19 protein-coding genes are annotated in these 19,603 nt (G+C 70.1%); 14 read left to right on the top strand and 5 right to left on the bottom strand.

Features of this window, described 5'->3' with window-relative positions; all coding sequences use genetic code 11:
• Window positions 1-657 precede the first annotated feature (657 nt).
• The 4 genes from KJK29_RS16030 (at window position 658) to KJK29_RS16015 (ending at window position 4,767) form a co-directional block, all read left to right on the top strand.
• Entirely contained in the window at window positions 658-1,146 is a 489-nt protein-coding gene (locus tag KJK29_RS16030; RefSeq protein WP_215119845.1) for a glutathione peroxidase, read from the top strand.
• Between the two features lie 23 nt (window positions 1,147-1,169).
• Window positions 1,170-3,455 (top strand): ATP-binding cassette domain-containing protein, encoded by a 2,286-nt coding sequence (locus KJK29_RS16025; protein ID WP_215119844.1) that lies wholly within the window; start codon window positions 1,170-1,172, stop codon window positions 3,453-3,455.
• A gap of 147 nt (window positions 3,456-3,602) precedes the next feature.
• The gene (locus tag KJK29_RS16020) at window positions 3,603-4,154 is read left to right on the top strand and encodes a DinB family protein (protein ID WP_215119843.1); all 552 of its coding nucleotides are present in this window, start codon (window positions 3,603-3,605) and stop codon (window positions 4,152-4,154) included.
• A gap of 10 nt (window positions 4,155-4,164) precedes the next feature.
• Window positions 4,165-4,767: a PadR family transcriptional regulator gene (locus KJK29_RS16015; RefSeq protein WP_215119842.1), complete on the top strand. Its 603-nt coding sequence runs from the start codon at window positions 4,165-4,167 to the stop codon at window positions 4,765-4,767.
• On the opposite strand, the gene KJK29_RS16010 is transcribed toward KJK29_RS16015, so the two are convergent.
• Window positions 4,764-6,170 (bottom strand): glutamate decarboxylase, encoded by a 1,407-nt coding sequence (locus tag KJK29_RS16010; RefSeq protein ID WP_215119841.1) that lies wholly within the window; start codon window positions 6,168-6,170, stop codon window positions 4,764-4,766. The two genes, KJK29_RS16015 and KJK29_RS16010, sit on opposite strands and share 4 nt — an antisense overlap.
• Before the next feature lie 25 nt (window positions 6,171-6,195).
• Window positions 6,196-7,482, bottom strand: a complete 1,287-nt coding sequence (locus tag KJK29_RS16005) for an ion channel protein (protein WP_215119840.1) — start codon at window positions 7,480-7,482, stop codon at window positions 6,196-6,198.
• Between the two features lie 104 nt (window positions 7,483-7,586).
• Between KJK29_RS16005 and KJK29_RS16000 the strand changes: the two genes are divergently transcribed.
• The 5 genes from KJK29_RS16000 to KJK29_RS15980 all read left to right on the top strand — a co-directional run bounded on the left by KJK29_RS16000 (window position 7,587) and on the right by KJK29_RS15980 (window position 13,324).
• A complete protein-coding gene (locus tag KJK29_RS16000; protein WP_215119839.1) occupies window positions 7,587-8,351 on the top strand; it encodes a MerR family transcriptional regulator in 765 nt (254 codons plus the stop codon).
• Window positions 8,352-8,502: 151 nt separating this feature from the next.
• Complete coding sequence (locus tag KJK29_RS15995) at window positions 8,503-10,437, top strand: ABC transporter ATP-binding protein (protein WP_251057816.1); 1,935 nt, start codon at window positions 8,503-8,505, stop codon at window positions 10,435-10,437.
• Window positions 10,434-11,918, top strand: a complete 1,485-nt coding sequence (locus KJK29_RS15990) for a phytoene desaturase family protein (protein WP_215119838.1) — start codon at window positions 10,434-10,436, stop codon at window positions 11,916-11,918. The genes KJK29_RS15995 and KJK29_RS15990 overlap by 4 nt, the downstream gene beginning before the upstream one ends.
• Window positions 11,919-12,276: 358 nt before the next feature.
• Window positions 12,277-12,933 carry a class I SAM-dependent methyltransferase gene (locus KJK29_RS15985; protein WP_321170473.1) on the top strand — a complete coding sequence of 219 codons (657 nt, stop codon included), beginning with the start codon at window positions 12,277-12,279 and terminating at the stop codon, window positions 12,931-12,933.
• Window positions 12,934-12,976: 43 nt separating this feature from the next.
• Window positions 12,977-13,324 carry a helix-turn-helix domain-containing protein gene (locus KJK29_RS15980; protein ID WP_215119836.1) on the top strand — a complete coding sequence of 116 codons (348 nt, stop codon included), beginning with the start codon at window positions 12,977-12,979 and terminating at the stop codon, window positions 13,322-13,324.
• 52 nt (window positions 13,325-13,376) lie between these two features.
• Here the strand turns inward: KJK29_RS15980 and KJK29_RS38830 are convergent, their stop codons facing one another.
• Window positions 13,377-13,559, bottom strand: coding sequence for a hypothetical protein (locus KJK29_RS38830; protein ID WP_251058169.1), 183 nt, complete (start codon window positions 13,557-13,559; stop codon window positions 13,377-13,379).
• Between KJK29_RS38830 and KJK29_RS15975 the strand changes: the two genes are divergently transcribed.
• From KJK29_RS15975 to KJK29_RS15960, 4 genes are all read left to right on the top strand, one after another.
• A complete protein-coding gene (locus KJK29_RS15975) occupies window positions 13,515-14,417 on the top strand; it encodes an alpha/beta fold hydrolase (RefSeq protein WP_251058102.1) in 903 nt (300 codons plus the stop codon). The two genes, KJK29_RS38830 and KJK29_RS15975, sit on opposite strands and share 45 nt — an antisense overlap.
• On the top strand, window positions 14,414-15,001 hold the full coding sequence (locus tag KJK29_RS15970) for a hypothetical protein (RefSeq protein ID WP_215119834.1): 588 nt from the start codon (window positions 14,414-14,416) through the stop codon (window positions 14,999-15,001). The genes KJK29_RS15975 and KJK29_RS15970 overlap by 4 nt, the downstream gene beginning before the upstream one ends.
• 131 nt (window positions 15,002-15,132) lie before the next feature.
• Window positions 15,133-15,315, top strand: a complete 183-nt coding sequence (locus KJK29_RS15965) for a linaridin family RiPP (protein WP_215119833.1) — start codon at window positions 15,133-15,135, stop codon at window positions 15,313-15,315.
• Window positions 15,316-15,570: 255 nt separating this feature from the next.
• On the top strand, window positions 15,571-16,299 hold the full coding sequence (locus KJK29_RS15960) for a hypothetical protein (protein WP_251057815.1): 729 nt from the start codon (window positions 15,571-15,573) through the stop codon (window positions 16,297-16,299).
• 37 nt (window positions 16,300-16,336) lie between these two features.
• Here KJK29_RS15960 and KJK29_RS15955 read toward each other — a convergent pair whose 3' ends face one another.
• A complete protein-coding gene (locus tag KJK29_RS15955; RefSeq protein WP_215119831.1) occupies window positions 16,337-16,711 on the bottom strand; it encodes a YbjQ family protein in 375 nt (124 codons plus the stop codon).
• 136 nt (window positions 16,712-16,847) lie between these two features.
• Between KJK29_RS15955 and KJK29_RS15950 the strand changes: the two genes are divergently transcribed.
• Window positions 16,848-17,702 (top strand): DedA family protein, encoded by an 855-nt coding sequence (locus KJK29_RS15950; protein ID WP_215119830.1) that lies wholly within the window; start codon window positions 16,848-16,850, stop codon window positions 17,700-17,702.
• 99 nt (window positions 17,703-17,801) lie between these two features.
• Here KJK29_RS15950 and KJK29_RS15945 read toward each other — a convergent pair whose 3' ends face one another.
• A complete protein-coding gene (locus tag KJK29_RS15945) occupies window positions 17,802-19,499 on the bottom strand; it encodes a threonine/serine exporter family protein (protein WP_215119829.1) in 1,698 nt (565 codons plus the stop codon).
• Window positions 19,500-19,603: the final 104 nt, after the last annotated feature.

Genomic DNA, 19,603 nt, shown 5'->3' with positions numbered 1-19,603 from the left:
CGGCTCACCGACGACTTCGCAGTCCCGACCTCCGCGACTTGCCCGTCGGCCGCCGTACAGCCCTTCGACTTCCCGGCGACTCCGCCGGACCGCCCTCCGCGTCTCGTCCCGCGCCCTCGACTTGCCGCCGCCGGGCGACAGCCCCTCGACTGCCCGCCACCTCGGCGGGCCGCCCACCTCGGCTCGTCCGCCGGGCGGGCAGCCCTTCGACTTGCCCAGCCGCGTGGGCGTCCCCTCAACCGGTCTGCCGCTCCCGGCGGACCATCCTTCGACCTGTCCACCGATCCCGGATGGCTTCCCCTTGGCTTGTGCACCGGGCGGAGCGGCCGCCCCTCGACCGACTTGCCCACCGATCCCGGCGGCTTGTTCAACGACTCCAGGGGGTACCCCTTGGCTTGTGCGCTGGCCCGGTGGGCCGTTCCTCCACCTGTCCACCCCCCGGGGGGGGGCCACCCTCGGCTCGTCCGTCAGCCGCGTGGGCGTCCCCTCAACCGGTTTGCCGCACCCGGCGGCCATCGCTCGACCTGCTCACGCCCTCCCGGCGGGCCACCCCTCCGACCTGCCCACCACCCCGGCGGCCGGCCTTCCAGCCGTACCGCGAGCCCTCCCGACGGGACGTCGACCACGACTGGAGTCGGTGAAATTAGCGTGCACGGCATGACCGTCTTCGACATCGCCATCGCGGAACTCAACGGCAAGCCCGACCTGTTGGCCCAGCACCGGGGCCGGGCCCTGCTCATCGTCAACGTGGCGTCGCAGTGCGCCCTGGCCGGCCAGTACGCCGGACTCGACGCGCTCGCCCGCCGTCACCACGAGGACGGGCTCAGCGTCATCGGCGTGCCCTGCAACCAGTTCGGCGAGCAGGAACCCGGCACCCCCGAGGAGATCGCCGGCTTCTGCTCCCTGCAGGGGATCTCCTTCCCGCTCACCGAGAAGACCGACGTCAACGGAGCCGACCGCCACCCCCTCTACGCCGCCCTGACCCCCTGCGCCGACGCGGAGGGCCACACCGGCGACGTGCGCTGGAACTTCGAGAAGTTCCTCGTCTCGCCCACCGGCGAACCCGTGGCCCGGTTCGGCCCCACGGTCGACCCGGGGGACCCCGAACTCCTGCGCGCCGTCCGCGCGCAGACGCGAACGCAGTGAGCCCCACACGGAAAGGATGATTTGTGAACCAGACGCCGGTTACCGCAACCGACGAGGGCATCCAGGTCTTAGGTGCCCGAGAGAACAACCTGAAGGACGTCTCCCTCGTCATCCCCAAGAACCGGATCTCGGTCTTCGTCGGCGTCTCCGGCTCCGGAAAGTCCTCCCTGGTCTTCGACACCGTCGCCGTGGAGGCCCAGCGGCAGCTCAACGCCACCTTCCCCTGGAACATCCGGCACGACCTGCCCAAGTTCGAACGCCCCCACGTCGACGCCGTCACCCGGCTGACCACCCCGGTCGTCGTCGACCAGCGCCCCCTCGGCGGCAACGCCCGCTCCACCGTCGGCACCGTCACCGACGTCTACACCGTGATGCGCGTCCTCTTCGCCAACCACGGCAACGACGGACTCGGCCAGACCTGGCTCTACTCCTTCAACGACCCCAAGGGCATGTGCCCCGAGTGCGAGGGCCTCGGCCGCGCCCGCCGCCCCAGCCCCGAGCTGATGACCGACCCCGGCAAGTCCATCGCCGAGGGCGCCATCCTCCTGCCCGGCTACACCGTCGGCAGCGCCAACTGGCAGTTCTACGCCAACTACGAGCACCTGGACGCCGAGAAGAAGCTCGCGGACTACACCGACGACGAGATGCACACCCTGCTGCACGGCAGCACCGGCACGTCCGAGGTGACCTACCCCAACGGCAATGTGCTGGCCCTGCGCTACGAGGGCCTGGTGGACAGCTTCGTCCGCCGCCACCTCAAGCGGGACACCGGCGGCATGAGCAAGGCCGCCCGCGACAAGGCCGCCGAGTTCTTCACCGACGGCGTCTGCCCCACCTGCGAGGGCGCCCGCCTCAACCAGAAGGCACTCGCCACCCGCATCGACGGCCACAACATCTCCGACTGGGCGCAGATGCAGGTCAGCGACCTCATCGGCGTCGTGGCCACGCTGAAGGAGCGGCTCGACACCCCCCTCGTCACCACCATCATCGAGACGCTGGAGCAGATCCAGGCCATCGGCCTCGGCTACCTCACCCTCGACCGGTCCACCACCTCGCTCTCCGGCGGCGAGGGCCAGCGCCTCAAGCTCGTCAACCACCTCGGCAGCGAACTGACCGGCCTGACCTACATCTTCGACGAGCCCAGCGTCGGCCTGCACCCCCGCGACGTCAGCCGGCTCAACGACCTGCTGCGCGCCCTGCGCGACAAGGGCAACACGGTCCTCGTCGTGGAGCACGACCCCGACGTCATGGCCGTCGCCGACCACGTCGTCGAGATCGGGCCGCGGGCCGGTGTGCACGGCGGCACGATCGTCTTCGAAGGCGCCTACGACGAACTCCGCACCAGCGACACGCTGACCGGGCAGGGCCTGCGGCGCACCGGCGGCATCAAGGAGAACCCCCGCCCCTGGGGCCGGACCCTGCCGATCAGGAATGCCACGGCCAACAACCTGAAGAACGTCTCCACCGAGATCCCCTGCGGTGTCCTCACCGCCGTCACCGGAGTGGCGGGCGCGGGCAAGAGCTCCCTGATCGCCCACGCCTTCCGCGACCAGTACCCGGGGTCCGTCTTCGTCGACCAGTCGCCCATCCCGCGCTCCTCGCGGTCCACCCCGGCGAGCTACCTCAAGCTGATGGACCCGATCCGCAAGCTCTTCGCCAAGGCCAGCGGCGAGGACGCCTCCCTCTTCAGCTTCAACTCCAAGGGCGCCTGCGAGGAGTGCGAGGGCCGCGGCCTGCTCATCACCGAGGTCGCCTACATGGACCCGGTCACCACGCACTGCGAGGTCTGCGAGGGCCGCCGCTTCAAGGAGTCGGTGCTCCAGCACCGGGTGCGCGGCAAGAACATCGCGGACGTCCTGGCCATGTCCGCCGAGGAGGCCGGGGAGTTCTTCCTCTCGGGCCCGCTGCGCGCCAAGACCAAGGCCCTGATCGAGACCGGCATCGGCTACCTCGGCCTCGGCCAGTCGCTGGCCACGCTGTCCGGCGGTGAACGCCAGCGGCTCAAGCTCGCCGACCGGCTCTCCGGCTCGGGCACGGTCTACATCCTCGACGAGCCCACCACCGGCCTGCACCTGTCCGACATCGACAACCTCGTCGGCCTGCTGAACCGGATCGTCGACCGGGGCAACACCGTCATCGTCATCGAGCACGACCTGGCCGTGATCTCCCAGGCCGACTGGGTCATCGACCTCGGGCCCGAGGGCGGCAACACCGGCGGCGAGATCGTCTTCACGGGCACGCCCGCCGAACTGGCGAAGGCGGCGCACTCGCACACCGGACAGCACCTGAGCCTGTACCTGGAGCAGTAGGCAGAGGTGGCGCGGACCCGGACCCTTGCGGACAGAACCTGACCGCAAGGGTCCGTAGTTTCGTCCTTGTCAGGCAGCAGGCGCCGGACAGCAGACGCCGGACAGCAGGCGTCACGCAGCAGGCCAACCGACGAGAGGCGGCCGTCCATGGTGAAGCACGTGGGACCCGAGGCACCCGGCGACGAGCGCGGAGCGCTCCTGAACTTCATCGCCGAGCAGCGCGGCGGCATCCGGCGGGCCCTGCTCGGCCTGACGGAGGAGCAGGCCTCCTCCCGCCCCAGCGCCAGCGAGCTGTCCCTGGCCGGTCTGCTCAAGCACGTCGCCGAGGTCGAGCAGGGCTGGATCGCCCGGGCCAAGGGCGAGCGGCCGGCGGTGCACCGCGACGAGTCGAACTGGCACGAGTGTTTCGTGCTGGTCGGCGACGAGGACGTGGAGTCGCAGCTCGCGTACTACGAGAAGGTGGCGGCCGAGACGGAGGCCTTCATCCGCGCGGTGCCCAGCCTCGACGACACCTTCGAGCTGCCCAGGACATCCTGGAACCCGAAGGACGAGTTGCTCTCGATGCGCTGGCTGTGCCTCCACCTGATCCGCGAGACGGCCCGGCATGCCGGGCACGCCGACATCATCCGCGAGTCGCTGGACGGCAGGACCGCTTTCGAGCTGGTGGCCGCGGAGGATCAGGAGACGGCCGGGTCCTAACCTGGACCCCATGTCAGCGATCCGCCTGCTCGTGCTCGGCGCGGTCCGCCAGCACGGGCGGGCCCACGGCTACCAGGTCCGGGGCGACCTGGAGTACTGGGGCGCTCACGAGTGGTCCAACGCCAAGCCCGGCTCGATCTACCACGCCCTGAAGCAGATGGCGAAGCAGGGACTGCTGGTGGCGCACGAGATCGCCCCGTCCACGGCCGGGGGCCCGCCGCGTACGGAGTACGAGATCACCGAGCAGGGCACCGCGGAGTACTTCACCCTGCTCCGCCAGTCGCTCACCGCCTACGACCAGAAGCCGGACGTCCTCACCACCGCGCTCGGCTTCATGGTGGACCTCGGCCGCGAGGAGGCCCTGGGCCTCCTGGAGCAGCGGGTGCGGTCCATCGAGGAGTGGCGCGCGACCGTCGTCGAGGACTATCTGCCCGAGGGCGGCCCCCAGCAGCTCGGCCACATCGGCGAGATCATGAACTTCTGGGTCCACTCGGCCGACACCGGCGCCCAGTGGACCCGCGACCTCATCGAACGCATCCGCTCCGGCGCCTACACCTTCGCGGGCGAGGGCGCCCCCTTCGTCGGAGTGCTCCAGGACGACGACGCCCGCTAGTGGTGGAACCCGGTCGCAGCCCCCTTGTCCCGGGTCAGGGGGCGCGGCTGGCGGCGCAGTTCCGGGAGCAGCCGTTCCAGGTCCTGGGTGAGCAGCTCGGCGAGGTCCGCCGAGAAGCCGTTGCGGCACACCACCCGCAGCACGGACAGGTCCTCCCGGTGCGGCGGGAAGGTGTACGCGGGCACCAGCCAGCCGCTCTCGCGCAGCCGCCGGGACACGTCGAAGACGTCGTACGAGGTCACGTCCGGCGCGGTCGTGAAGGCGAACACCGGCAGCTCGTCGCCCCGGGTCAGCAGCCGGAAGTCGCCGAGCGCCTCGATCCGCGCCGCCATGCCGGTGGCCACGTCCCGCGCGGCCTGCTGCACGGCCCGGTAGCCGTCCCGGCCCAGCCGCAGGAAGGTGTAGTACTGCGCCACGACCTGCGCGCCCGGCCGGGAGAAGTTCAGCGCGAAGGTCGGCATGTCGCCGCCCAGGTAGTTCACCCGGAACACCAGCTCCTCCGGCAGCGCCTCGGCGTCCCGCCACAGCGCCCAGCCGACGCCCGGGTAGACCAGCCCGTACTTGTGCCCCGAGGTGTTGATCGACGCCACCCTCGGCAGCCGGAAGTCCCACACCACGTCCTCGTCGAGGAACGGCGCGACCATGGCACCGGACGCCCCGTCGACATGCACGGGGATGTCGAACCCGGTCCGCTCCTGCAGCGCGTCCAGCGCCGCGCACAGCTCGGCGATCGGCTCGTAGGACCCGTCGAAGGTCGAGCCCAGGATCCCCACGACCCCGATGGTGTTCTCGTCGCACAGCTCGGCCGCGGCCTGCGGGTCCAGATGGAACCGCTCGCCCTCCATGGGCACCAGACGGGCCTCCACCTCCCAGAAGTTGCAGAACTTCTCCCAGCAGACCTGCACGTTCACGCCCATCACCAGATTGGGCCGGGCCGCCGGGTACCGGTCGGTGTTGCGCCGCGTCCAGCGCCGCTTCAGCGCCATCCCGGCGAGCATGCACGCCTCGCTCGACCCGGTCGTCGAACACCCCACGGCCGCCGCCGGGTCGGGCGCGTGCCACAGATCGGCGAGCATCGCCACGCACCGCCGCTCCAGCTCGGCCGTGCGCGGGTACTCGTCCTTGTCGATCATGTTCTTGTCCCGGCACTCCGCCATCAGCAGCCCGGCCTCGGGCTCCATCCAGGTGGTGACGAAGGTGGCGAGGTTCAGCCGCGCGTTGCCGTCGAGCATCAGCTCGTCGCGTACCAGCTGGTGGGCGGTCGCCGGGGCCACGGGCTGGTCCGGGAGCCGGTGCGTGGGCGGGGCCTCGGCCATGTCGCCGAGCGGGTTGGCGGCGCCGTAGAAGGGGTTGACGGACAGGCGGCGTTCGCCGGCCCGGCGGATGCCATCGTTGAGCGGCAAGGGAGTCTCCAGAGGGGTCGTTGGGTCAGCGGACCGATGTCCCGTCCGTCCGCAGCTGCATCTGCGGACGGCCCGTGACCAGCAGCCAGGCGGGCAGTGAGGCGACGCAGAGCAGGGCGAGGATCCCCGGCGAGATCACCAGCACCGCGGCGACGAAGAGGCTGATCCAGCCCTGCCGGGTGATCGCCAGCAGCACCCCGAGCACCCCTGCGGACACCCCCACCGACGGATGCACCCCGGGCACCAGGGCGTGCGCGCACAGCCCGAGGGCGGTGCCGACGAACACGGCCGGGAAGATCCGCCCACCGCGGAACCCGCAGGACGCGGCCACCACCAGCGCGGCCAGCTTCACCACCGTCATGACGGCGAACTCCCCGGCCGACCAGCCGTCCGGGTCGTGTGCCAGCTCGGCGATCTCGTCGAGTCCCTTGAACAGCGTCAGATGTCCGCCCACGGCCGCGAGAGCGCCCAGCACGACCCCGCCCGCCGGGAGCATCAGCATCGGGTGCCGCAGCCGCTTGAAGGCGCTGTGGACATAGGGGAGGGCGCGCACGGCGCACATGCCGAGCAGCGCGCCCACGCACGCCACCACGGCCGACGCCAGCAGGTCCGACCAGCCCGGCTGCCCGAAGGGGGGCAGGTCCAGGTCGAAGCTCGGGTGGTCCACGAGGCTCGCGGTCAGGGACCCGGCCGCGGCGGCGGTCAGCGGCGCGAACAGGTTGTCCCACAGCAGTCCGCGGGTCTCCTGCCGGGCCAGCACCTCGGAGATCACGAGGGCGGCGGCCACCGGCGTGCCGAACAGCGCGCCGAGCGTCGCCGCCTCGGCCAGTGCCGGCCAGATCCGCCCCGGCGCCCGGGGAATCGCCTTGCCGCCCAGCCAGACCGCGAGGCCCACGTTCACGGCGATGATCGGGTTCTCCGGGCCGAGGCTCGGCCCCCCGGCCAGCATCAGCGCCGTCGCCAGCACCAGTCCCGGCAGCACCACGGGCGGCAGGACCGGGGCGTCGAGGCCCAGGGTGGCCGGATCGGGGCCCGCGTGCCCCGGCACCTTCCACACCACCAGCCCGACCGCGATGCCGGTCGAGACCAGCATCACGAACATCCACGCCACGGAGTACCGGCCGATCCCCAGGGCGTCCGGCAGGTTCTGCCACAGCACGTCCTCGAGCTGCTCGGCGGCGACCTCCACCCCCACCAGGAGCAGGCTGCAGATCACCCCCACGGCCAGGGCGGGCAGGATCGACGGCAACAGCGCACGGGCGGGGGTCGCGGGAGTGACGGAGGGCGCCTGCCGCGCGGAGTCCTGGACCACGGGCACACGATAAACGGATCAAAAGCGTACAAAGCGCAAACACGCTTGCACCTCACGCGACGTGAGGCCCGACCGTGAAGAACGAAAGAAGGAAGGGAGCGGAAGTGAGCTACTCGGTGGGACAGGTCGCGGGCTTCGCCGGCGTCACGGTGCGCACACTGCACCACTACGACGGCATCGGCCTGCTCGTCCCGAGCGAACGCAGCCACGCGGGCCACCGGCGCTACAGCGACGCCGACCTCGACCGGCTGCAGCAGATCCTGTTCTACCGCGAGCTCGGCTTCCCCCTCGACGAGGTCGCCGCCCTGCTCGACGACCCGGAAGCGGACCCGCGCGCCCACCTGCGCCGGCAGCACGAACTGCTGACCGCCCGGATCGAGCAGCTGCGAAAGATGGCGACGGCCGTGGAACACGCCATGGAGGCACGCAAGATGGGCATCGATCTCACTCCCGAGGAGCGCTTCGAGGTCTTCGGGGACAAGGACCCCGAGCAGTACCGCGAGGAGGCGGAGGCACGCTGGGGCGACACCCAGGCGTACGCCGAGTCCCAGCGCCGCGCCGCCACGTACACCAAGGAGGACTGGAAGCGCATTCAGGCCGAGGTCGACGACTGGGGACGGCGGTACGCGGCCCTCATGTCGTCCGGCGAGCAGCCGTCGGGTGAGGCGGCCATGGACCTCGCCGAGGAACACCGGCAGCACATCAGCGGGTACTACTTCGAGGTCCCCTACGAGCTGCACCGGTGCTTCGGCGAGATGTACGTCTCCGACGAGCGCTTCAAGGCGCACTACGACGGCATGCGCCCGGGTCTCGCCGAGCACCTGAGGGACGCGATCACCGCGAACGCGGACCGCCACAGCGCCGAGTGAGCGGCGCGCAAATAAGGCGGAGCGCTTAATTTGCGTGGGGCCCTTTGATTCTTCAGGTAATGCGACGGGCCACCCGCCGATCAGTCAATCTACTCATAACTTTAGGCCGGAAGGGGCGTGTTAGCTTTCGAACAAAGCGGGGGGAGCGCTTGTGGCGAGTCACGTGAGAAACGCGAGCCCGGACGTCAGGGGCCCGCACGGCGCGGAGTCGGTGGCGAGCGTCGCCAGGCAGCACACCGGGCTGCTGTGCGCGGGGGTGCTGCTCGGCCTGCTGGGGGTGGGCGCCTCGCTCGCCCAGCCCTGGGCCATCGGCAACCTGATCGTGGCGGCGGGCGGGGGAGCCTCGATGACCGGCCCCGTCGCCCAACTCGTCGGCCTCTTCTGCGCGGGCGCGCTCTTCTCCTCGCTCCAGGCCTATGTCATCGGGCGGGCCGGGGAGAATATCGTCTTCGACGTTCGCCGGATCCTGGTCGGACGACTTCTGCGCGCCGATCTCACCGCGTTCGGAAAAGAGTCGCAGGGCGATATCTTCACCCGCACGGTCACCGATACCTCACTGGCGAGAATCGCCCTCGCGCAGAGCCTCGCCCAGCTGATCGTCAGCGGCGCCACGGTCGTCGGCGGCATCGTGCTGATGTTCCTCATCGATCTGTGGCTGATGGTCATCACCATGGGCTGCCTGGGCACCGCCAGCGTCGTCTCCGTCGCGCTCGCCCGCAAGCTCCGCAAGGCCGCTCTGCAGAACCGGGACGACACCGGCGCCTTCGCCGGGGGCATCCAGCGCGTGCTCTCCGCGCTGCCCACGGTGAAGGCGTCCCGCGCCGAGTCCCGTGAGGCCGCCCGCATCGGCGAACTCGCCGAGAGCACACGGCGTTCGGGCATCCGGGTCAACGCCTACAACGCGCTGCTGATGCCCTCCATGAACGTCGGCACGCAAGGCGCCCTGGCCGTCGTCGTGGGCGTCGGGATGGCCTGGGTGGCCCGTGGCGAGATGGACATGGCCTCTCTGACCACGTTCATCATGTATCTCTTCCAACTCGTGTCGCCGCTGGTGATGCTCTTCATGGGGGTGGGCCAGCTCGTCCAGGGCCGGGCCGCCATCCAGCGGGTGGACGAACTCGCCCGCCTGCCCCAGGAGGGCGACACCGCGGCCGGCGCGCCGGGCCCCGCACTCCCCGGGCAGCTCGCCCCGCACTGGCCGGCGGTCGAGTTCCACGATGTGCGCTTCGCCTACCGGCGAGGCAAGCGGGAGGAGCGGACGCAGGTCCTCGACGGCGTCTCGTTCAGCGTGCCGACCCGGGGGCTGACGGCGGTGGTCGGGCCCTCGGGCGCGGGCAAGACCACCATGTTCCAGCTCATCGAACGCTTCTACCCGGTGGACGGCGGCCTCGTCCGGCTCGGCGGACGAGACATCGAGGCGCTGCCCCTCGACACGGTCCGCGCTCTGGTGGGCTACGTCCAGCAGGACAGCGCCGCGATGCGCGGCACCATCCGGGAGAACCTGACCTACGCCAACCCGCACGCCGGTGACGCCGCCATCCGGGAGGCGGTGGAGATGGCCGGCCTCACCTCGGTGATCGCCCAGCTCCCGCGCGGCCTGGACACCGAACTCGGCGACCAGGGCAGCGGGTTGTCCGGCGGACAGCGCCAGCGCCTGTGCATCGCCCGCACGCTGCTCCAGCAGCCCGCGGTGATGCTGCTGGACGAGGCCACCTCCAACCTGGACTCCGACTCGGAGCGGGACTTCCGCGAGGTGCTGCGCCGGGTCTCCCGGCACTGCGCGGTCATCGCCATCGCGCACCGGATCTCCACGGTGATCGACGCCGACCAGATCGTGGTGATGGAAGCGGGCAGGGTCCGGGCCACCGGAGTGCACCAGGACCTGATGGAGCGCGACGAGCTCTACCGGCGCCTGGCCGGCTCGCAACTGCACGCCGAGCCCGGCCCCGTCGCCCCGGCGCCCCGCCCCGTACCGGTGGAACCGTGGGCGCCGCCGCCCTCCATCGCCGTCGGCTGGCCGTCGTACGCCGGACTCGCCGAGCAGACGATGCAGCTTCGGCCCGTCAAGAGTGAGGAGCACTGGTGAGCACCACCGACGTCGCCATCGTGGGCACCGGACCCAACGGCCTCGCGGCCGGCGTGGTCCTGGCCCGTGCCGGTCTGCGCGTGGAACTCCACGAGGCGGCCGACAGCATCGGGGGAGGGCTGCGCACCGCCTCCCTCTTCGACTCCGGGGTGGTGCACGACCTCTGCTCCGCCGTCCACCCCATGGCCGCCGCCTCCCCGTTCCTCCGCGCGTTCGACCTGCCCGCCCGCGGGGTCGAGCTCCTGCGGCCCGAGATCGCCTACGCCCATCCGCTCGACGGGGGCCGCGCCGCCCTGGCCCACCGCTCTCTGGCGAGGACCTGCGAGCACCTGGGCGCCGACGGCCCTGCCTGGCGCCGCCTCATGGGCCCGCTGCTCGAACGCAGCGAGGAGGTCGTCGACCTCGTCCTGTCCGGGCCGCGCACCCTGCCGCGGACCTCCGCGGCGGCCCTGCTGCTGGCGAGCCGGGCAGCGCTCCACGGCAGCGGACTCGGCGCCGCGCTCTTCCGCGGCGAGGAGGCGCCCGCCCTGCTCACCGGCGTCGCCGCGCACGCGGTCGGCAAGCTGCCGAGCCTGGCGTCCGCGGGGGTGGCCATGCTGCTGGGCCACCTGGCGCACGGGACGGGGTGGCCGCTGCCGCGCGGTGGCAGCGGACGGATCGCCGAGGCGCTGGCCGAGGACATCACGGCACACGGCGGCGTCTTCCACACCGGACACCATGTGAAGGACCTGGCCGAACTGCGCGGCGCACGCGTGGTGTTGCTCGACACCAGCCCCAAGGGCCTGCTGGCCCTCGCGGGCGGCCGGCTGCCCCGGGCCTACGCGCGCGGCCTGGAGCGGTTCCGCTACGGCCCGGGCGCCGCCAAGGTCGACTTCCTGGTCTCCGAGCCGATCCCCTGGGCCGATCCGGCGGTGGGCCGCGCCGGAACCGTGCATCTGGGCGGCACACACGCCGAGATGGTGCGCCAGGAGACCGCGAACGCCCGCGGGGTGCGCACGGGGAAGCCGTTCGTCCTCGTGGTCGACCCGGCGGTGGCCGACCCCGGGCGGGCCCTGCCCGGCAAGCGCCCGGTGTGGGCGTACGCGCATGTCCCGAACGGCGACCCCATCGACCCCTACGACCTGGTACGGGCCCGCATCGAGCGCTACGCCCCCGGGTTCGGGGACACGGTCATCGCCCACCGTTCCGTCGCTGCCGCCGCGTACGAGACCTACAACCCCAACTACGTGGGCGGGGACATCGGTTCGGGGGCGATGACGCTCTACCAGAGCATCGCCCGGCCCCTCCCGCGCCTCGACCCCTACCGCACCCCGCTGCCCGGGGTCTTCCTGTGCTCCGCGTCCACTCCGCCGGGTCCCGGTGTGCACGGAATGTCTGGATACCTCGCCGCCCTCTCCGCCCTCCGCCATTGTTTCGGGATATGTGAGGTACCCGACTTGGCGCCCGATTCGGCACCACTTGCATTCCAGCGTCCCGGATAAATGCATGGCGCGCTGCTTGGCAATCGTTGGCCAAAATCCATGGAACTGGCCATATCGCTTTGGTACGGTGGTGCCAACGAAGCTCCCCACAAGCTCCGTTGAGGCGTTACCGTGCTGTCTGACTATTCACGCGGGTGGTCGCGGAGCATTCCGCAACCGCTGTAGCCGGCATCCCACGTCTTGCCCGGCTCCAACTCCTCGGCTTCATGACGCTCCCATCGGTATGGCAGTGGGGACATCATGAACGGGGAATTCTGTGGTGACCGGAGTTGAAGACATAGGCTACGGCAGACAGTTCGAAGGGTGGTACGACCGGCTGATCCCGGATGACAGGATTACCGCCGAGGCTGTAAAGGGATTGCAGGAGCGCCACCCCGCTCCCGAGGCGGGGACCCTTGAATTCGGTGTCGGCACCGGCCGGATCGCCGTTCCGCTGTCCCGAAGTGTCGGCCGGGTGACCGGCGTGGACTCCTCTCCGGAGATGCTGGACGCATTGCGCGTCAAGCTCAAGGACGGCGGCGACGTCACCCCGGTGCACGGGGACATCCGCACCTACACCTCGGACGCCCGCTACGGGCTGGTGTACTGCGTCTGCGCGACCCTGTCGTGCCTGACCACTCCCGCGGATCAGCAACAGGCCGTCCAGCGCGCCGCCGACCTGCTGCTTCCCGGCGGACGGCTGATCGTCGAGACGCACAACAAGCCGCCGATCCTGGACCTTCACGAGGGCCGGACCCGCACCACCTACTTCGTGCCCTACCCGGAGCCCGGGACGGGTGTGCAGACCCACTCCACCCTGCTCGACGGCAGCCTGTGGCACTGCTCGCACATCCTGTACCAGGCCGACGGCACCACCCGGGTGGGCAGCGAACTCACCCGGCTGACGACCCCGGAGGACGTCGACGGCTACGCCCGCGCGGCCGGCCTGGAGCCCGAGAGCCACATGTCCCGCTGGGACGGCACCCCTTACAGCCACGAGGCGCCCATGTTCATGTGCTCCTACGTCAAACCCTGAGCGCACCGCACACACCACAAGGTTGGCTATAAGGGGGTTGCACGTGGGGCGTCCGCCAGTACTTCCGGTAGACAAGAAACTCGGCCTGGTGGTCAGAGTGATGAGCGGTGAAATCACGGCGGCGGAAGCCGCCAGAGAAGCAGGAGTGTCCGAGCAATCGGTGTCGAACTGGCGCCGTCAGTTTATTGAGGGCGGCCGCAGCGGCCTGGCCGGCGAGGGTGGAAAACCCACCGAGGAAGCGTCCCGCATGGCCGAGCTGGCAAAAGAGAACGCCATGCTCAAGGTGACGATCGGCGAACTCTACATGGAACTGCGGAAGTACGGCCGGAGTACGGCCCTGCGCCCGCCGCAGCGCCGTGAGGGAACACGCCCGGGTCGGCTCGTCAATTAACTCATAAATTGAGCCCGGGATTGCGTGTTAGCCTTCCGGGCAGACAGTCACTTCACATCACGGGGGAGGGAATGTGGCGTCTTTGGAGCGTCAGTTTGCCGTCGGCATTTCTGGATTGGCCGGCGCCGGCCTTCTGACCGGTGCGGTTACGAGATTCACCGGCAAACGCGAGCGTGCGCGTCGCTATCGACTGCACGAAAGACCGGACGGCAGCCTTGTCGAGGTCGATGTCCACATCCCTCCGCGGGCACAGCGCGCCGTTCTGCTCGACAACGGCATGGGCGCGCCTCAGGAATACTGGGACTGGGTCTGTGGCGCACTTCCCGCGGACATGGGATATGTGCGGTTCAACCGCCCCGGCTACGGGCTCAGCACCCCGGACACCCGCTACGGCCTGGACCGGCACTTCGAGCTGCTGCAGGAACTGCGCGACACCTACGTCGCGGGCCTCCCGCTCGTCCTGGCGGGCCACTCGCTGGGCGGCTATCTCGTCGCGGCCTACGCCGCCCTGCATCCGGACGCGTCCGAGGGCGTGACGCACGTGGTCATGATCGACGCCACCGAGGTGGTGAGCCTGCGCCATGCCCGCCGGACCGACGTCGACCGCTGGTCCAACCAGCGGATGGTGATGGAGCAGGTGTTCGCCGGCAGCGGTCTGTCGGTCTTCCGTCCCGCCATGAACCGCAACCGGCAGTACCGCCCGGACATCAACCGGAGCTACCGGGCGTTCCAGGCGACGCCCCGCACCTGGGCCACGGCCCACCGGGAGTACCGGGACGCCATGACCTATCCGCAACTGACCGACCTCGACTGCCCGTTGACGGTCATCACGGCGGAGAACAACATCGGCGACAACACCCTGCACGCCGGTATCCAGGCCAGGCTGGCCGTCATCTCCCAGCGGGCCCGGCACCACTTCGTCGCCGGCTCCGATCACGAGTCCCTGCTCTCCGTGCGTCCGCACGCCGAGGAGGTGGCGGAGCTGCTCGCCGGCGAACCTCCCTCCGAGCCGCTCGGGACGTCCTGGCGGCCGTCCACCAGGAAACTCCGGTCCGTCGACAGCACCGCCGAGCGGGAGGAGGAGTTGGCATGATCACGAAGCCGAACGCCGAACGCGTGAAGGTCGCCGCCGTCACGACGTCGCTCGCCGTCTGGCTGGTCGCGACGGCCGTGGCACAGATCCCCGAGCAGCGCTTCGACGGCCTCCTGAGCCGCGGGAGGCTGCGCATACCGACCCCGAACTGGCGCTTCTTCGGGCCGAACCCCGGCGTCAAGGACAACCACCTTCTCTACCGAGACCTCGACGACGGCGAGCCCGGTGAGTGGACTGAGGTCCCCATCGTCCAGGACCGGCCGTGGTACGCACTGGCCTGGAACGCCCGCAACCGCAGCCCGAAGGCCCTGTTCGACGCGACCCAGCACGCCCTGACCCACGCGGTCGCCTTCGGATCCGAGGTGCTTCCGGTGACGACGGCGACCGGGTACCGGCTGCTGGCCCGCTACATCCAGCTCCATCTGCCGCACGCCGAGGGCGCCACGCACAGCCAGTTCATGCTGCTGCACTCGTACCCCACCAGCCCGGACGACCGGAACATCGAACCCGTCTTCGTCTCCATGGAATTCCCCCTGGAGGGAGACGTCACCCCGGCCGACGCGCCCTCGCGCATCGCCGCATAGCGAGTCGATCGACCCCCTCGACTGGAAGCCGCGCGCTCACTCGGCACCTCATGTGCCGCGTGAGTCCGCGCCCTCCCGCCGAACGGCTGGAGAACTCGCTGAAGAGCTTTTCTCAGAGAAAGAGGACAACAATGTCTGTTGTGGCTGACTTCGCCAACACCGAGCTGGCGGACGTGACCCCGGGCCGTATCGGCAACGAGGCGACCCCGACCATGCTCACCCCGACGGCCACCATCGCGACCCCCGAGGGTGTCGCCGTGACCGCCGCGACCGCCTACGCCTTCAACGAGGTCACCAACGACCTCGCGGGCTGAACGGCCGGCCGGCGGGCGATGCTGACCGGCATCGCTAGCTCCGTCCGATGAAAGACGCGGCGGCACGGTACGCCCGATACGCATACCGTGCCGCCGCTTTTCGTATCCACCGTACTCGCATCACACCATCGGGAGCACCCATCCATGTTCCTCAGCGCTCCGCCCGAGGTCACGGCACGCCGAGTGGCTTCGCTGGGTACGCTGGTCTCCGCACTCGAAATGCTGAGCCAGACGCGTAAGTTCGAAGAAGGCGAAATGCTGAGCGGGCAGCTCGCGAACATGCGCCCCAAGTTCGCCAAGCGCTTTCCCCGGCTGACCCGCGCCCTCGAATCCAAGCAGGCGGCGGTCGCCCTCTACGGGATACAGGCGGGTGCTTCCGCCGCCACCCTGATCTGGGGCCACAAGCGCGCGGTACGCACCGCGGGCAGCGCCGTCCTCGCGGCCACGGGCGCGGCCGGACGCCTGCGCTCCCCCTTCGGCGGGGACGGCGCCGACCAGCTCCAGCAGGTCATCAACATCGCCCTCGCCTCGACCGGCACCTTCAAGGACGGCGACAAGGCCCGCGACGTGGCCATGCGCGCACTGGCCCTGGAGACGAGCATCTCCTACGTCGCCTCCGGTGTGGTCAAACTCGTCTCCCCGGTGTGGCTCAGCGGAGAGGCGTTCAGCGGCGTCATCCGTACGCGCAACTACGGCGACCAGCGCGTCTACCGGCTCGTGCACAAGTACCCGACGGTGGGCAAGCTCGTGACCTGGGGGACGATCGCCGCGGAGGTCTCCTTCCCGCTGGTCTTCGTCCTGCCCAGGCCCGCCGCGAAGGCCTATCTCGGCTCCATGACGCTGTTCCACCTGGGGATCGGGCAGTTCATGGGCCTCAACCGCTTCGTGCTGGCCTTCGGCGCCACCCACCCGGCGCTGCTCTACGTCTTCGCCCAGCGGGACGAGCGCGCGGAGCTGTCCGGAAAGGCGGGGCACGAGGACTGACCCCGAGGGGATACGGCTACCACCGGGGAAACTCCTGTCACCCTGTGTGATCGAGCTCGATCACCACGGCCGTGCCGTACGCGCACACCTCCGTGCCCACGTCCGCCGCCTCCGTCACATCGAAGCGGAACGCGAGCACCCCGTTGGCTCCACGCGCGCGTGCCTGCTCGACGAGCCGCTCCATGGCCTGGTTGCGGGTCTGCACGAGCGTCTTGGTCAGCCCGCGCAGCTCGCCGCCGACCATCGACTTCAGCCCGGCACCGATCTGGCTCCCCAGGTGCCGGGAGCGCACGGTCAGGCCGAAGACCTCACCCAGCACCTCCCGCACGCGGTAGCCGGGTACGTCGTTCGTGGTGACGACGATGACCTCGGGCCGGGGGCCCTGTCCACCGCCGTATTCGTCGATGCCCATGGTTCACAGCTTTGACCGGGACCGCCCACAGTGCATCCTGAGTACGCCCATGGAACCTGGGCCATGACGGCCGCGTTGATACTTTGAGGCAGTCAGCCCCAGCCCGTATCCCCCCAGCAGCAGGAGCCACATCCCCGTGACCACGCTTGCGCTCGGCCCCGAGTGGCTCAGCCCGGACTATCTGATCTCCACGTTCAGCCTGCCCGGCATCCTGCTCATCGTCTTCGCGGAGTCCGGACTCTTCGCGTTCCTGCCCGGCGACTCCCTGCTGTTCACGGCCGGCCTCTTCGTGGCCGAGGGCACCTACATCACCCAGCCGCTGTGGCTGGTCTGCACGCTGATCGTGATCGCCGCCGTCGTCGGTGACCAAGTGGGCTACATGATCGGCAAGTTCCTCGGCCCGAAGCTCTTCAACCGGCCGAACTCCAAGCTCTTCAAGCAGGAGAACCTGGACAAGGCCCACGAGTTCATGGAGAAGTACGGCCCCAAGGCGATCGTCCTGGCCCGCTTCGTCCCGATCGTGCGCACCTTCGCCCCGATCGTCGCCGGCGCCGGCCGCATGAAGTACCGCACCTTCCTCACGTACAACGTGATCGGCGGCATCGCCTGGGGCACCGGCGTCACCCTCGCGGGCTACTGGCTCGGCCAGATCGGCTTCATCAAGAAGAACGTCGAGTCGATCCTGATCCTGATCGTCCTGCTCTCCGTCCTCCCGATCATCATCGAGTACCTGCGCGAGCGCTCCAAGAAGAAGCGCGCGGCGGCCACGCCCCAGCAGGCGCCCCAGTCCCAGCTCCCGGCCATGGACGACGCCACGACCCAGCTCCGCCGCATCACCCCGGACGACCAGCCCCCGCACCAGCAGCAGCAGCCGTACGGCAACCAGAACGGCTACAACGACCAGCAGTACTACAACCAGTACCCCCAGTCCCCGGGCTACGGCCAGCAACAGCAGCAGGGGAACCAGCAGCCTTACAACGGCGGCTACTGACCGACCTGCTTTTCAGGGGCGCGGGGAACTGCGCGACAAGCCACGAACCACCCGCAGCCGCCAACGGACACGAAGCCCCGACCCCATAGGCACTCGGCGCTAGAACCCTCGCGTCCGCTTGGCGGCCCGCCGCTTCTCCGCGGACCCGATCCGCAGGAACATCCGCGAGATCTCGGACCCCAGATTCACCCCGATGGCGATGGCCATGGCCAGCGCCACCGCCTTGGACAGCGACACCAGCCCCTCGTCGATCTCGTTCTGCGCGATCGCCAGCAGACCGAAGTACGTCGCGGAACCCGGCAGCAGGGGCCCGATCGCGGCAGTCGTGTACGGCAGGGCCGAAGCGAACTGATACCGCGACAACAACTGCCCGAACAGCCCCACCAGCCCCGCCGCCGCGGCCGTCGACGCCACCGGCGAGATATCCCCGGCCAGATGCATCGCGCCGTACACGACCCACGCGACACCGCCGTTCAGCGTCACCCACACCACGGTGGATCGTTCCTGCTGAAGCAGCACGGCGAACGCCAGCGACAGCAGCATCGACGCCCCGATCAGCAGCACCGGCTGGTCGGAGATCCCGAGCGCCCCGTCGGGGTTCAGCCGCGCCCCCAGCTGCACACCGAAGTACAGCACCAGCAGCACACCCGCGACGATGCCCACGAAGAAGTACAGAACCTCCAGCAGACGCGCGGACGCGGTGATGTAGAAGCCGGTCAGCCCGTCCTGTACCCCCGCCACCAGCGCCCGCCCGGGCAGCAGCGCGAACAGTCCACCGGTGATGACCGCGGACGCGTTGACGTTCGCATGGACGAGCGTGAGCGCGACCCCGATCGCGGCCGGCGGCATCGCGGCCACCGTGAACTGGTAGAACTCCGGCAGCCCGCGCCCCGCGCACAGCCACGCCAGCCGGTCACCGAGCATCGCGCCCAGCGCGGCGGCGACGAACACGAGCAGATCACCGCCGACGAGCACGGAGGCCGCACCGGCCAGCAGCCCGCTCGCACCGGTCAGCGCCCAGCCGGGGTAGGGGTGCCGGTTACGGCGGATCTCCGCCAGCCGCCGGTAGGCCTCCTCCAGGGAGACCGCGGTCTCGTGGTCGCTGAGGTCGTCCACCAGCTGGTACACGGCCGCGAGACGCGTGTAGTCGGTGCCCCTGCGGCGCACGGTCCGCGACGCCGTGACCGGGTCGTCGACGAGCGACGGCTGATAGGAGATCGCCAGCAGCGTGAAGGTGACGTTCGGCTCGCAGCGGTCCAGACCGTAGGACCGGCAGACGGCGAACATGGCCGCCTCCACGTCCTCGGCGCCCTCACCGCCCGCCAGCAGCAACTCCCCGATACGCAGCGTCAGGTCGAGCACACGGGGCACCGCGGGCCCCGCCTCGTCGGCGTGCCGCTGGCTCGGTTCCGTCGCCGGCCGCTCCGCCACCGGCATCCGCAGCATCGTGCGCATCCGGTCCTGCCAGGGCACGTCCTTGGTCAGGCTGACCACGGGAATCCCGGTCGGCGGGGTGAACGCGGACAGGGCGTGCTTCGCGGTGTACGTGCTCGGCGTCGTGAACGCCGACCCCTCCGGCTCCGCCGAGGGCGCCTGCGGGACGTCCATCCCCTGCGGCAGGGAGAACTCCGACGTGGTCTCGGCCTCCGCACCGGCCGTCCTGTGGACGGCCAGCCCTTCCGGTATGGCGAACTCCGACGTCGTCGACATCTCCCCGTCGACGGCGGCCCCACCGGGAGGCGAGAAGTTGCTCCTCGCCTCGTCCGACTTCGGCTTGCGGTCCTCCGCGTCCGTCACTGCCTGGCGCTCCCTGTACGACACGTCAGCCTCGTACCCCCCACAGCTTCAGTATGCGCACAAACGGACGAACGGGCCGCACGCGCAGGCGTGCGGCCCGATGG

The organism is Streptomyces koelreuteriae (assembly GCF_018604545.1).
Lineage (GTDB): Bacteria > Actinomycetota > Actinomycetes > Streptomycetales > Streptomycetaceae > Streptomyces > Streptomyces koelreuteriae.
Note: the sequence above shows the minus strand (reverse complement) of the source record. Positions and strands in the feature narration are given on the sequence as shown.